At 73.1% G+C, this 13,017-nt stretch carries 10 protein-coding genes and 1 pseudogene; 7 read left to right on the top strand and 4 right to left on the bottom strand.

Translation table 11 applies throughout. The features are described from left to right. The first annotated feature begins 22 nt into the window (after positions 1-22). The 4 genes from ACQEVM_RS21350 to ACQEVM_RS21335 all read left to right on the top strand — a co-directional run bounded on the left by ACQEVM_RS21350 (position 23) and on the right by ACQEVM_RS21335 (position 3,587). Entirely contained in the window at positions 23-997 is a 975-nt protein-coding gene (locus ACQEVM_RS21350) for a Zn-ribbon domain-containing OB-fold protein (RefSeq protein WP_433081400.1), read from the top strand. Next, positions 997-2,064, top strand: coding sequence for a thiolase domain-containing protein (locus tag ACQEVM_RS21345; RefSeq protein WP_433081398.1), 1,068 nt, complete (start codon positions 997-999; stop codon positions 2,062-2,064). Before ACQEVM_RS21350 ends, ACQEVM_RS21345 begins: the two co-directional genes overlap by 1 nt. Continuing rightward, a complete protein-coding gene (locus ACQEVM_RS21340; RefSeq protein WP_433081396.1) occupies positions 2,061-3,227 on the top strand; it encodes a thiolase domain-containing protein in 1,167 nt (388 codons plus the stop codon). The genes ACQEVM_RS21345 and ACQEVM_RS21340 overlap by 4 nt, the downstream gene beginning before the upstream one ends. A 120-nt stretch (positions 3,228-3,347) precedes the next feature. Then, the gene (locus ACQEVM_RS21335; RefSeq protein WP_433081394.1) at positions 3,348-3,587 is read left to right on the top strand and encodes a DUF397 domain-containing protein; all 240 of its coding nucleotides are present in this window, start codon (positions 3,348-3,350) and stop codon (positions 3,585-3,587) included. Positions 3,588-3,628: 41 nt separating this feature from the next. Here the strand turns inward: ACQEVM_RS21335 and ACQEVM_RS21330 are convergent, their stop codons facing one another. Further along, positions 3,629-4,819 carry a low temperature requirement protein A gene (locus ACQEVM_RS21330; protein ID WP_433081392.1) on the bottom strand — a complete coding sequence of 397 codons (1,191 nt, stop codon included), beginning with the start codon at positions 4,817-4,819 and terminating at the stop codon, positions 3,629-3,631. Between the two features lie 26 nt (positions 4,820-4,845). On the opposite strand from ACQEVM_RS21330, the gene ACQEVM_RS21325 reads away from it, so the two are divergent. Then, positions 4,846-5,250 carry an ACT domain-containing protein gene (locus ACQEVM_RS21325; protein WP_433081390.1) on the top strand — a complete coding sequence of 135 codons (405 nt, stop codon included), beginning with the start codon at positions 4,846-4,848 and terminating at the stop codon, positions 5,248-5,250. A 147-nt stretch (positions 5,251-5,397) separates the two neighbouring features. Continuing rightward, entirely contained in the window at positions 5,398-8,220 is a 2,823-nt protein-coding gene (locus tag ACQEVM_RS21320; RefSeq protein WP_433081388.1) for an ATP-binding protein, read from the top strand. 49 nt (positions 8,221-8,269) lie between these two features. Here the strand turns inward: ACQEVM_RS21320 and ACQEVM_RS21315 are convergent, their stop codons facing one another. Together ACQEVM_RS21315 and ACQEVM_RS21310 are read right to left on the bottom strand one after the other, a co-directional pair. Next, positions 8,270-9,493 carry a DUF6545 domain-containing protein gene (locus tag ACQEVM_RS21315; protein ID WP_433081386.1) on the bottom strand — a complete coding sequence of 408 codons (1,224 nt, stop codon included), beginning with the start codon at positions 9,491-9,493 and terminating at the stop codon, positions 8,270-8,272. Beyond that, positions 9,490-10,047 carry a toxin-antitoxin system, toxin component gene (locus ACQEVM_RS21310; protein WP_433081384.1) on the bottom strand — a complete coding sequence of 186 codons (558 nt, stop codon included), beginning with the start codon at positions 10,045-10,047 and terminating at the stop codon, positions 9,490-9,492. Before ACQEVM_RS21310 ends, ACQEVM_RS21315 begins: the two co-directional genes overlap by 4 nt. 522 nt (positions 10,048-10,569) lie before the next feature. On the opposite strand from ACQEVM_RS21310, the pseudogene ACQEVM_RS21305 reads away from it, so the two are divergent. Next, positions 10,570-11,069: pseudogene (locus ACQEVM_RS21305) on the top strand (hypothetical protein). A gap of 83 nt (positions 11,070-11,152) precedes the next feature. Here the strand turns inward: ACQEVM_RS21305 and kstD are convergent. Then, a complete protein-coding gene (gene kstD, locus ACQEVM_RS21300) occupies positions 11,153-12,934 on the bottom strand; it encodes a 3-oxosteroid 1-dehydrogenase (RefSeq protein ID WP_433081382.1) in 1,782 nt (593 codons plus the stop codon). Between the last annotated feature and the right edge of the window lie 83 nt (positions 12,935-13,017).

Below are 13,017 nucleotides of genomic sequence, written 5' to 3'. Positions count from 1 at the left end.
CGGAGAAACCGGAGAGCCCTCCATGACAGCAGCCGCGTCCCCGCCCGAGGTGCTGCGCGCACCCCTGGTCGTCGAGTTCCCCTTCACCCGCTCCCTCGGGCCCGTGCAGAGCGCCTTCCTCACCGGTCTGCGCGAACGGGTCGTCCTCGGCGTCACGACGTCCGACGGCAGGGTGATGGTCCCGCCCGTCGAATACGATCCCGTCACCGCCGACGAGATCCGCGACCTGGTCGAGGTGTCCGCGACCGGGACCGTCACCACCTGGGCCTGGAACGGCGAACCGCGCCCGCAACAACCCCTCGCCACCCCCTTCGCCTGGGTCCTCGTCCGCCTCGACGGCGCCGACACCGCGATCCTGCACGCCCTCGACGCACCCGACCCCGAATCGGTGGCCACCGGCATGCGGGTCCGGATCCGCTGGGCGGCGGACCGCGTCGGGGCCATCACCGACATCGCCTGCTTCGAACCCGCCGACGGCCCGGCCGACGCCGCCGACGCCCCGCACGCCTCCCCGCACGACGGGGTCTTCGCGGACGCGGTCACCGGCATCGTCGCCGAGGCCCGCCTGGACTACACGTACAGCCCCGGCCGCGCCCAGACCGCCTACATCAACGCCCTCTCCGAGCGCCGGACCGTCGGCGAGCGCTGTCCCTCCTGCCACAAGGTGTACGTGCCCCCGCGCGGCGCCTGCCCGACCTGCGGGGTGGCCACCACCGACCGGGTCGAGGTCGGCCCCGCCGGAACGGTCACCACGTACTGCATCGTCAACATCAAGGCGCGCAACCTCGACATCGAAGTCCCCTACGTCTACGCCCACATCGCCCTCGACGGCGCCGACCTGGCCCTCCACGGCCGCATCGGCGGCATCCCCTACGACCAGGTCCGCATGGGCCTGCGCGTGGAACCCGTGTGGACCGAGGGCGGGCGCCATCCCGACCACTACCGCCCCACCGGCGAACCGGACGCGGACTACGACGTGTACAAGGAGCTCATCTGATGGCCAGGACGAGCAGGCACGCGCGCGACGTGGCCGTCGTCGCCTTCGCGCAGAGCGACCACCGGCGCGACACCGACGAGCTCAGCGAAGTCGAGATGGTCATGCCGGTCCTGCACCGGGTACTGGCCCTGACCGGACTCAAGGCCGGCGAGATCGGTTTCACCTGCTCCGGCTCCAGCGACTACCTGGCGGGCAGGGCCTTCTCCTTCACCATGACCCTCGACGGGGTCGGCGCCTGGCCGCCGATCTCCGAGTCGCACGTGGAGATGGACGGCGCCTGGGCCCTCTACGAGGCCTGGGTCAAGATCCAGACGGGCGAGGCCGACACCGCGCTCGTCTACGCCTACGGGAAGTCCTCGCCGGGATCGGTGCGCGACGTCATGACGCGGCAGCTCGACCCCTACTACCTCGCCCCGCTCTGGCCCGACTCGGTGGCCCTGGCCGCCCTCCAGGCCCGGGCGCTGATCGACGCGGGCGAGACCGACGAGCACGCCCTGGCCGCCATCGGAGCCCGCAGCCGGGCCTCCGCCGAGGCCAACCCGCACGCCCAACTCAGGGGCCGCGTACCCCAGGGCGAGTACCAGGTCGCCCCACTGCGCACCGGGGACTGCCCGCCCGTCGGTGACGGCGCCGCCGCCGTCGTCCTCGCCGCCGGGGACGTGGCCCGGGGGCTGTGCGAGCGGCCCGCCTGGATCACGGGCATCGACCACCGCATCGAGGCTCACGGCCTCGGACTGCGCGACCTCACCGACTCCGTCTCCACCCGGATCGCCGCCGAGCAGGCCGGGGTCTTCGAGGGGCCCGTGGACACGGCCGAACTGCACGCGCCGTTCTCCTCCCAGGAGGTGGTGCTCCGCAAGGCGCTCGGGCTCGGCGACGAGGTGAGCGTCAACCCGTCCGGCGGGGCGCTCGCCGCCCACCCGGTCATGGCCGCCGGTCTGATCCGCATCGGCGAGGCCGCCGCCCGCATCCACCGGGGCGAGTCCGACCGGGCCGTCGCCCACGCCACCTCCGGTCCCTGCCTCCAGCAGAACCTGGTCGCCGTCCTGGAAGGGGACCGAACATGAGCAAGGAGCCCGTGGCCGTCGTCGGCATCGGCCAGACCAAGCACGTCGCCGCCCGACACGACGTGTCCATCGCCGGACTCGTCCGGGAGGCGGCGGTACGCGCCCTGGAGGACGCCGAGTTGACCTGGGCGGACATCGACGCCGTCGTCATCGGCAAGGCCCCCGACTTCTTCGAGGGCGTGATGATGCCGGAGTTGTACCTGGCGGACGCCCTCGGCGCGGTCGGCAAACCCATGCTCCGCGTCCACACGGCCGGCTCGGTGGGCGGTTCCACCGCCCTGGTCGCCATGAACCTGGTGGCGGCCCGCGTCCACCGGACCGTCCTGACCCTGGCGTTCGAGAAGCAGTCCGAGTCCAACGCCATGTGGGGGCTCTCCCTTCCCGTGCCCTTCCAACAGCCGCTGCTGGCGGGAGCCGGCGGGTTCTTCGCACCGCACGTGCGCGCGTACATGCGGCGCACCGGGGCCCCCGACACGGTGGGCTCGCTCGTCGCCTACAAGGACCGGCGCAACGCCCTGAAGAACCCGTACGCACACCTGCACGAGAGCGACATCACCCTGGAGAAGGTCCAGGCCTCGCCCATGCTGTGGGACCCGATCCGGTACTCCGAGACCTGCCCCTCCTCGGACGGGGCCTGCGCGATGGTCCTCACCGACCGCGAGGGGGCCGCGCGTTCGCCGAGGCCGCCGGCCTGGGTGCACGGCGGTGCGATGCGCAGCGAGCCGACGCTCTTCGCCGGCAAGGACTTCGTGTCCCCGCAGGCCGGCAAGGACTGCGCGGCCGACGTCTACCGGCAGGCGGGCATCTCCGATCCCCGGCGGGAGATCGACGCGGTGGAGATGTACGTGCCGTTCTCCTGGTACGAGCCGATGTGGTTGGAGAACCTGGGCTTCGCGGCCGAGGGCGAGGGCTGGAAACTCACCGAGGCCGGGGTGACCGAACTCGACGGGGACCTGCCCGTCAACCCGTCGGGCGGCGTCCTGTCCACCAACCCGATCGGCGCCTCCGGAATGATCCGCTTCGCGGAGGCGGCGCTCCAGGTCCGCGGCCAGGCCGGCGAGCACCAGGTCGCGGACGCCCGGCGGGCCATGGGGCACGCCTACGGCGGTGGGGCCCAGTTCTTCGCGATGTGGCTGGTCGGGGCCGAACAGCCCACCGGCTGAACGGAATCCGATGTCCGGGCGGGGCGCCGGGCCGGCCACCGCTGACCCGTCGCGGCCTGTGCGGCACCCGCCGGCGTGGTTAACCTTGCCCTCGGACGACGTACCGGGAGGTGCACGCACGTGGCCGAGAGCATGACTTCGCAGCCCTTCGCAGGCCGGGACAAGCCGGACCTCGATCTCAGCGGGGCGGACTGGCGGTCGAGCAGTCGGGGAGCGGGTGACGTTCAGATCGCCTTCGTGGAGGGGTTCATCGCGATGCGCAACAGCGGTCGGCCCGACAGCCCGTCACTGATCTTCGCGCCGGACGAGTGGCGCAAGTTCGTCCTGGACGCGCGGGGCGGCGAGTTCGACCTGACGTAGGCGCGGCCGTCCGGGGGCGGAGCCGCCGCCCCCCGACGGCCCTACCCGGAGACCGGTGCCGGGGACGGTCGACGCAGCCGCCACACCAGGGGCCACCACAGCGCGAGCACCAGCAGCCACACCAGATGCACGGCCCCGGCCTCCCGCGCCGTCAGGCCCACCGCCAGGACAAGGGCCAGCGGCGGACCGGTCAGCAGCAGCGCCCACGGCACGCTCCGTCCCGAGCGGGCCACCGCCGCGCCCGCGATGACGAGGTACACGGCGAGGCTCCCGCACATCAACCACCGCACCCGCTCCGGCACGGCCGCGTCGGTGTACGCGACCGAGTCGCCGAGGGCCGCCGCCAGCGCCGCCACCGACCCCGCCACGAAACAGTGCAGCGGCAGTGTGAGCCGTACCGGCACGGCGCCCGGGGCCAGCAGCGGCACCCCGTCAGAGCCGTGCCGCAGCGACAGCGACCACAGCAGGATCAGCAGCAGGAAAGCGCCGGTCCCCACCGCGTACAGCGCGGAGTCCCACTCCACCTCCGAGGCCTCGGACACGGTCTGGGCGATCCCCTCGCCCAGCACGATCAGCACGAACAGGCCGAGCCGTTCCCCGAGATGGGGCGCGTCGGTGTACGCGGCCCGCAGTTTCCGGGGCGGCCGGTGTCCCGTCCACACCGCCGCGTCCTCGTGCGCGTCCCCCTCCCGGGCCGCCGGGGACTTCGTGGACACCGCGAACATCACCAGCAGGTCGATGGCCAACCCGAGTGCCCACAGCGCGTACCGGGCCGTGCCGTCGAACCACATCGACACCACCCACGGCGTCAGCCCCAACCCCAGACGGGTGATCGGCAGGTCCGCCACGTACTCCCGGCGTCGCTCCCAGGCCTTCCCGGCCAGCGACCGCACGAGGATGTAGGCGAGCGCGAACGCGGCGGCCTGTTCCCCCTCCCGCACCCCGTGCACCGCGGCCGCCATCACGGCCAGCCCGAACATGCCGGCCAGCACCCTCCACACCCGGACCTGGTCGCGGGTGACGTTGCCGTAGACCGTGAACAGCATCCAGCCCGTCCAGAACGCCAGGAACATCACCGCGTACAGCCCCAGATCGGCCCACGCGGGACCGCCGTGGAGCAGATGCGCCAGTTGCGCCACACCGGCCACCGCCGTGAGGTCGAAGAACAACTCCAGCCATGAGGCGTGACGCTCGCTCTGCTCGTTCTCCGCCGGGGGTGCCGAATCGGTCATATGGGGATGATAGGTAGGGTGGGTCCATGAGTGGAGAGAGCGACCTGCGGAAACTGCTGGGCGGCATGCGACCTGAGCTGAACGAGGGGACCTACGTCTTCTGTACGGTCCCGGGTCCCACCGCACCCGACGGGATCACCCCCGTCGCGACCGTCCTGGAACCCGAGGGACTCACCCTCGTCCTGCGCCGCGAGGACGCCGACGCGGCCGGCCTCGCCTACGACCACATCGCCGGATGGATCACCCTGCGCGTGCACTCCGCCCTCGACGCGGTCGGCCTCACCGGCGCCTTCGCCGCCGAACTCGCCGCACACGGCCTCAGCTGCAACGTCATCGCCGGATACCACCACGACCACCTGTTCGTGCCCGCCGAGCGGGCAGCCGAGGCCGTCGCCGTACTGGAAGCGCAGGCGGTCCGTTCGGCGCACTGAACGGGCGTCTCCCGGAGGGTCGGAAAAGTTTCCGATCTTTCCCGACCATCGACCTGTCACCGCGTGTGCGCGGGCGTACTCTGATGCCCCGAACAGGCCTGGGGGGTCACAGTCATGACGGACCGCCGGACCCGTACACGGCGCACGATGTTCGAACGCGAGGCGGAACTCGCCACCGTGGACGAAGCCCTGGAGCAGCTCATCGCACCGGGCACGGACGGCCGCGGGGCGACCGGCGCCCTGCTCGCCTTCTCCGGCCCGGCCGGCCTCGGCAAGACCACCCTGCTCACCGAGGTGCGCCGCCGCGCCCACGCCCGCTCCTGCACCCTGCTGGCCGCCCGCGGCGGCGAGCAGGAGCAGAGCCAGCCCTTCCACGTCGCCCGCCAGCTCATACAGCCCCGGCTGGCCGGCCACACCGAAGCCGAACTGCGCGAGACCCTCGGCAGCTGGTACGCCATCGTCGGACCGGCCCTCGGCCTGTGCGCCCCCGAACAGGGCGCCCCGCCCGACCCCCAGGGACTGCGCGACGGCCTCGACTGGGTCCTCACCCACCTCACCGTCCAGCGCGCCCCGGTCGTCCTCGTCCTCGACGACGCCCACTGGGCCGACCCCGAGTCTCTGGGCTGGCTCGCCGCCTTCGCCCCGCGCGCCGAACACCTTCCCCTGCTCCTCGCCGTCGCCTACCGCCCCGACGAACTCCCCGCCCACGCCGAAGCCTTCCGTACGCTGCCCGGCCGAGCCGGACAGCGCCCGCTCTCCCTCGCCCCGCTCAGCGCCGCCGCCGTCTCCACCCTGATCCGCGAGACCGTCGGCGACCACGCGGACGACGCCTTCTGCCACGAGGCCTGGGCCGTCACCACCGGCAACCCCTTCGAGGCCGTCGAGCTCACCGCCAGGGTCCGGGACAAGGGCCTCGCCCCCGTCGAGGCCAGCGCCCCTCTGCTGGCCGACCTGGCCGCCGCGCAGCGCGGCAGCGGGCTCGTCGCCCGCCTTCAGAACCTGGGCCCCTCCACCGTCCGCTTCGCCTGGGCCTGCGCCGTCCTCGGCACCGCGATCCCCCAGGACATCGCCGCCCGCGTCGCCGGCCTCGGCACCGAGGAGGCCGGCGACGCCACCGGTCGACTGCGGGACGCCCGCATCCTTTCCGGCGCCGCCGATCCCGTCGGCGGCGAAGCGCCCGTCACCGGGCTGGAGTTCGTCCATCCACTGATCGCCACCGGCATCTACCGGGCGATCCCGGACGCCCTGCGGGTCGCCCTGCACGGCAAGGCCGCAGCCGCCGTCGTGGACGCCGGCCTCGGCCCCTCCGCCGCCGCCCGCCATCTCCTGGAGACCCACCCCGAAGGCGACCCCTGGGTGGTGCGCACCCTGCGCGAGGCCGCCGGCGAGAACCTCCGCGCCGGCGCCCCCGAGGCCGCGCGCCGCCAACTCGCCCGCGCCCTGCGCGAACCCCCGGACTTCGACGAGCGCGCGGCCGTCCTCTACGAACTCGGCTGCGCCTCCCTGCTCACCGAGCCCGCCAACACCGTCAACCACCTGCGGGCGGCCCTCGCCGAGCCCTTCGACGACCCGGCCCTGCGCCAGGGCATCGTCATCCGGCTCGCCCAGGTGCTCTCGCACAGCGACCGGCTCGCCGAGGCCTCGGACTCCCTCGCCCGGGAGATCCCGCACACCCACGAGGTCCGGGCCCGACTGCGCCTGCAATCCGAGCAGTTCATGTGGGACGCGTTCAACGCCGCCGAACCCGACTCGCCGGCCCGCTCCCGCCGACTGACCAAGCTCGCCGACCGGCTCACCGGCCGCGACCTCACCGAGCGGTACGTCATCGGCCTGCGCGCCTGGGACGCCTGCCTGCGCGGAGAACCCGTGGACGTGGTCCTGCACCACGCCGGCCGGGCCCTGAACACCCACTTCAGCTGGGCCCACGAGGACCGGGGCTTCGAGGTTCCCGTGCTCACCGCCATGGTCCACATGTACGCCGACCGGCCGTGGCGCGCGGAGGAGCTGTTCGAGGCCGGCACCGCCGAGTTCGAGCGCCAGGGCTGGCGCGGCGCCCACCTGTCCTTCGCGTACAGCCTGCGCGCCTACATCCGTTGCCGGCGCGGACGGCTGGTCGAGGCGGAGGAACTGGCCCGCGCCGGCCTGCGGCTCGCCGAACGCGTCGGGCGCCGCACCCCCGTGCACTGGTACGCCATCGCCATCCTCGTCACGACGCTCCTCGCCCGCGGGCAGGCAGACGAGGCCTGGAAGCTGGCAGGGGAACACGAGTACGCCGAGCCCTTCCCGGCGGCCGTCGTCTTCCCCGACTCCCAGACCGTGTACGCCGAACTCCTGCTGGCCCGAGGTGACACCGCGGCGGCCGTCGCCGAACTGGAGTCCGTCGAACGACGGTTGACCCCGCGCGGCATCCAGAACCCGTCCTGGTGCCCGTGGCAGCTCCTCCTGGCCAGGGCGGTCGCGGCCGAGGACCCGACCAGGGCGCGCACGCTCGCCTCCGACGCGGTTCGGCGGGCCCGCGCCTTCGGCGCCCCCTCCGGCATCGGCCAGGCCCTGCGGATCGCGGCCGAGGTCGCGGAGCCCGCCGACCGCACCGGGCCGCTCACCGAGGCGGTGTCCGTCCTGTCCGCCTCCCCGGCCGGATACGAGCTGGCCTGCGCCCTGGCCGCCCTGGGCACCCACACCGGGGACGTGGAGACGCTCGCGCGAGCGGTGGTCACGGCCCGGGAGTGCGGGGCCGACGGCCTGGAACGGACCGCGACGCGGACCCTGCTGGAACGGGGCGGCCCCGTGCCGAGGGAAACGGCCTGGCAGGCCGCGCCGACCGAGGGGGAGCTGGAGGCGGCGCGGGCCGTGGTCGCCGGACACCCCGCCCCGTCGCCCCGGGAGTTGTCCGGCGCGTACCGCAAACTCGGCACCGACCTCCCCGGACTGCCGGAGGCTCTGGAGGCGTACGACCGCGCCACCCGCTGAGCGCGGGCGACGGACCGGACGCGGATACCCGCGCCGGGCCCCGGCAGCGCTACGTGAGGCCGCCGCCGGCCCGACCGACGCGCGCCGGCTCCCCGTACGACACCTCGCGGGCGCGGAAGGCCGCGACGGCGGGGGAGCGGCGCAGCGCCCGGGAGACCGCCACCAGGTTGTGGACCTCGGTCGCGTCGCCCCCGGGTGTGGTCGGCGGCGCCGACCCGGCGGACCGCCCCGCACCCGCGTTCGAGAGGCTGCGGATCGCGGCGACCACCGCCACGGCATCGGCGGTCGCGGCGGCCCGCGCCGGACTCTCACTCCGGGCGACGGCCTCCTGGAAGGCGGTGCGCCGCACCTCGGGATCCAGGAACGGCTGGAGCTTGAGCAGTCCGTCGTTGATCCGGGTCCGGCGCTGGACGAGCCGCCGGCTCAACGAGGAGCGCCGGGGAAGCCTGAGGCCGCTCCCGTCGATGACGGCCAGTTCGTCCGCGAAGGCCCCCAGGGACCGGTACTGCCGGAAGTCCTGCCAGAGCCGCTGGAGCGCCTCGCCGGCATGCGGCAGGACGAAGCCCGCCGCGACGAACACCGCGCACACCGACGCGATGGGCGGCGCCACGTAGGTACTGAGCCAGTCCAGGTCGTGACCCGTCCAGCGGGCGATCACCGCCGTCAGCTTCACGGTGTCGTAGCAGACGTTCAGCAGGAACCCGACGACCAGCAGCGTCAGCCCCGCGCGCAGCCATCCCGCCACCTGCCGCAGCCAGGTCCAGGTCACCGAGGCCGTGATGACGCAGGCGACGGTGTGGGCGAGCAGGTAGAGGAGGATGTGCTCACGCATCCAGGGCGTGGTGGCGTAGTAGGTGTCCAGGTCCCGCAACCGCTCGACCGGCACGTCGGCGAGCGCGAAGGTGCCCCACAGCCCGGCGACGGCCGCGCAGTAGACGAGGCCGATGACGCACGTGGTCCGCCGGACCCGGAGCGGATCGCCGCCCCGCCAGTGGATCACCATGACCAGGCACGAGGCGCAGAACAGGGTGAGCACCGTGTAGACGACCGGGGCCGCGAGGTTGCTGATCCCCGAGACGCGGTTGATCATCGCCAGGGTTTCCGGCCGGCCGAAGTAGAACACCCCGGAACCCAGCACGAGCAGGCCGCCGACGTTGCGCACGTTGGGATCGATCCGCCAGAAGCGGATCATGACCGGGAGTCGGATCGCGAAGGCGAGGGTGAGGATCGCCGCCGGGATCAGGTACGGGATGTAGAAGGCGTCGGACGTCACCGGAACCCGATCGGTCCGCGGCCGCCGAGGGTGTTGCCGATGCGACCGGCGACGTCGTCGCGCCGGGCGGAACCGGGGGCGGTGCCCGAGGAGGCCAACCAACCCCGGCAGCGGTCCCCGAGCAGCAGCCCGAACGTCTCGGCCTCCATCTCGTCCGCGTCCTCGTAGTGGGAACGCGCCGCGACGGTGGCGTACGTCAGGTCGGGGCTGCCCGGCAGCGACCTGGCGGCCGCGGCGGGACCGATACCGGGCACACTGCCGTGCCCGGCCCGCATGTGCCACAGCTCGTGCCCCAGGATGACGAGCTGGTGGTCGGGCGTCGTGTGCTTCTCCACCACGACGATGTCGTAGTCCTCCATGTTCAGCCACAGCCCCGACGTGGTGAGCTCCGACGGGAACCGTTCGAAGCGCAGCAGGATCGGACGCCCGCCGCGCGACGCGCTCATCGCGTCGCACAGCGCTCGGAAAAGGGCGTGCGGTTCAGCGGTCGACTCCACGTCGAGTGACGTGGTCAGCGCGTTGCACAGCTTGCGCATGGACCGGGCCACGCTCATGCTTCCCCCTCCCCTGCGGACTCCTCGAACACCGCGGACGACGACGCGCCGGCGGCTCCGGGAAGCAGTGTCCCCCGGGTCGGGGCGAGGGCCTCCCCCCGGGGACGGATGGATACCGGTCCGTGACGCCGCCCCGCCGGCCGGCATCCGGTGCGGGCGAGCGTCTGAGCGGGTGTCACGGCGGGAGACGGAACGGACTCGGCCATCTGCCTGCCCTTCCTCGGACCAGCGGCCGATCGTCGATGTGCACGTCGCGGACAAGGGTAAGTCGTTGAAATCGCAAGATCCATACCGGTCAACCCTCGAAGTCGCGTCACACACGACCGGCAGATGCACGAACGACACCGCGCGCCGGTGCCGTCGATCAAGGGACCGACCGGTCCCACGCGGGCGAACCGGAAGGAGCGGGGGAGGCCGGCGGACGGGGCGACGGCTCCGGACGCCCCGGGCGGCGGGCGCGGGGCCGGGTCGGATGAGGGGGCCCGGGGCCGGAAAAGGGTCCCGGCCACGTACCATGGCGGCATGTCCTTCCTCCGCCGCCACCGCGCCGCCACACCCGCCGGCCCGGACTTCGACGTCCTCGCCATGGACCCGGGGGACTGGCCGGGCAACCTCGGGGCCGGGTTGCTCCCCGCCCCGACGGCAGCTGCCAGGGCGTCTTCCTGCGCTACGACCTGTTCGGCGGTCGCGGCCCCGCGATGATCATCGGCAATCTCCCCGAGGGCTCGCCCGCCCGGGACCTCGCCGACAAGCAGGTCCCCTTCGAGGTGGCCCAGCTCCTCGACGCCCTGGAGAACGACGAGGACGTCGAGGTCACCGGAGTCGAGGACTGCCCCGTCATGCAGGGCGACAACCTCCTCATCGTCCGCAAGGTCAAGCTGTCGGAGTCCCGCATCTCCTGCGTGCAGTTCGACCGCAGCGACAACGTGCTGGTCACCATCGCCAGCTGGGACCGTCCGATCACCGACGACCTCTACGCCCTCCTGAAGCCGCTCCCGGCCGAGCTCTTCCAGCAGGGCTGACCTCCGGCCGCGCCGCCCGACGGCCCGCCGCCCGACCGGCCCGGCCGGCGGCGGGTGGGCAGCGGCGGGCGCCGCCTCGGGCCTCAGGCGTCCGCGATGTCGTTGGCCGCCACGTACCCGAAGGTCATCGCGGGCCCGATCGTCGACCCGGCCCCCGCATAGCTGTGCCCCATCACCGCCGCGCTCGCGTTGCCCGCCGCCCACAGGCCCCGGATCACCGAACCGTCCGCCCGCAGGGCCCGCGCCCTTGCGTCGGTGACGATGCCGCCCTTCGTCCCCAGGTCGCCCGGCACGATCCTGAAGGCGTGGAACGGCGGCGCCCAGATCGGCGCGAGACACGAGTTCGGCTGGACGTTCGGGTCCGTGTAGTAGTGGTCGTACGCCGTGTCGCCCCGGTGGAAGTCGGCGTCGTTCCCGCTCCACGCCTGCGCGTTGAACCGGTTGAGGGTCGAGCGCAGCGCACCGGCAGGCACTCCGATCTGCTGGGCGAGCGCGTCCCAGGTCCACGCCTTCTTCGCCGCGCCCGACTGGTACCAGGAGTCGGGGAAGGCGAAGGTCGGCAGGACGTCCTTGAACAGGTACTTGTTCCGGTAGTTCTGATCCACGATCAGCCAGGCCGGTATGTGCGAGCCGACCGCTCCCCGATCCTTCTCGTACATCACGTGCACCACGTCGCTGTAGGGCGCCGCCTCGTTGACGAACCGCGTGCCGTTCCCGTTGACGATCAGCCCGCCCGGCAGGGTCCGTTCGGCCAGGCAGAAGTACGGCTCACCGGGCAGCGGGATCGTCGGACCCCACCAGGCGTCCTCCATCAGCCCCAGTGCCGCGCCGGCGCGCTGTCCCGCGCGGATCCCGTCGCCGGTGTTCTCCTTCGCTCCGACCGACCACCCGGTGCCGATGGGCTGTTGCTGGTACTGGGCGCGCATCTGCGCGTTGTGCTCGAAGCCGCCCGAGCCGATGATCACGCCCTTGCGTGCCCGCACGGTCCCCCGTACGCCGTCCTTCTCCACCACCACACCGGTGACGGCCCCGCCCTCCTGGACCAGGTCCACCAGGGGGCTGTTCAACCACACCGGGACCCCCGCCCGCTGGAGGCCGGCCCGCAGTCCGGCGGCGAGGGCCTGGCCCATGGTCAGCGGCTTCTCCCCGCGCAGCGCGGCCTTCGTGCCGCGCGCCAGGCACTCCGCGGACACCGCCAGGCCCCTGGCACTGACCGCCGCGAGGTTGAGCCACTTGTAGTCCTGGCTGAAGACGACCATCCCGGCCGGCACCGGCATGTACGCCGGGTTCAGGCGGGCCAGTTCGGCGCCGAGGACGTTGCCGTCGATCTGGTCGGGCTCGATGGAGCGGCCGTTCGGCAGGCCGCCGGGCAGGTGGGGGTAGTAGTCGCTGTAGCCGTCCATGAAGCGGAACCGCAGCGGGCTGTGCGCCATGACGAAGTCCAGCATCCGGGGGCCGTGGGCGAGGAAGGCCTGTTGCCGGTCCGCCGGCACCTCGGGCCCCACCACCGCCGAGAGGTACGTGGCGGCCTTCGCCGGCGTGTCGGGCACACCGGCGCCCAGGATCACCGAGTTGTTCGGCAACCAGATGCCGGCCCCCGACCTGGCGGCCGACCCGCCGAAGGTGGGGGCCTTCTCGACCACCAGCACGCTCAGACCCCGCTTGGCGGCGGTGAGCGCGGCGGTCATCCCGGAAGCACCGGAGCCGACCACGACGACGTCGTACTCGCCGAGCGGGTCGCCGTCGGCGGCCCGGGCGACGGCCCCCGGCAGCACGGTGGCGGCGAGTACGCCGGCTCCGGTCCCGGCGAGGACGGTCCGGCGGGAGGGCAGGGCGGGGCGTGCGGGATCGGGGCTCGCGGACATGGCAGGCTCCAGCGGGTCGGGGAAGCGGGCGCGTCGGCATATTTCTGACGCCAAGTCAGAAAAGGTCTTCGGGGGATCATGTG

This window comes from Streptomyces sp. CA-243310 (assembly GCF_050936775.1).
In the GTDB taxonomy this organism is placed as follows: Bacteria; Actinomycetota; Actinomycetes; order Streptomycetales; family Streptomycetaceae; genus Streptomyces.
Note: the sequence above shows the minus strand (reverse complement) of the source record. Positions and strands in the feature narration are given on the sequence as shown.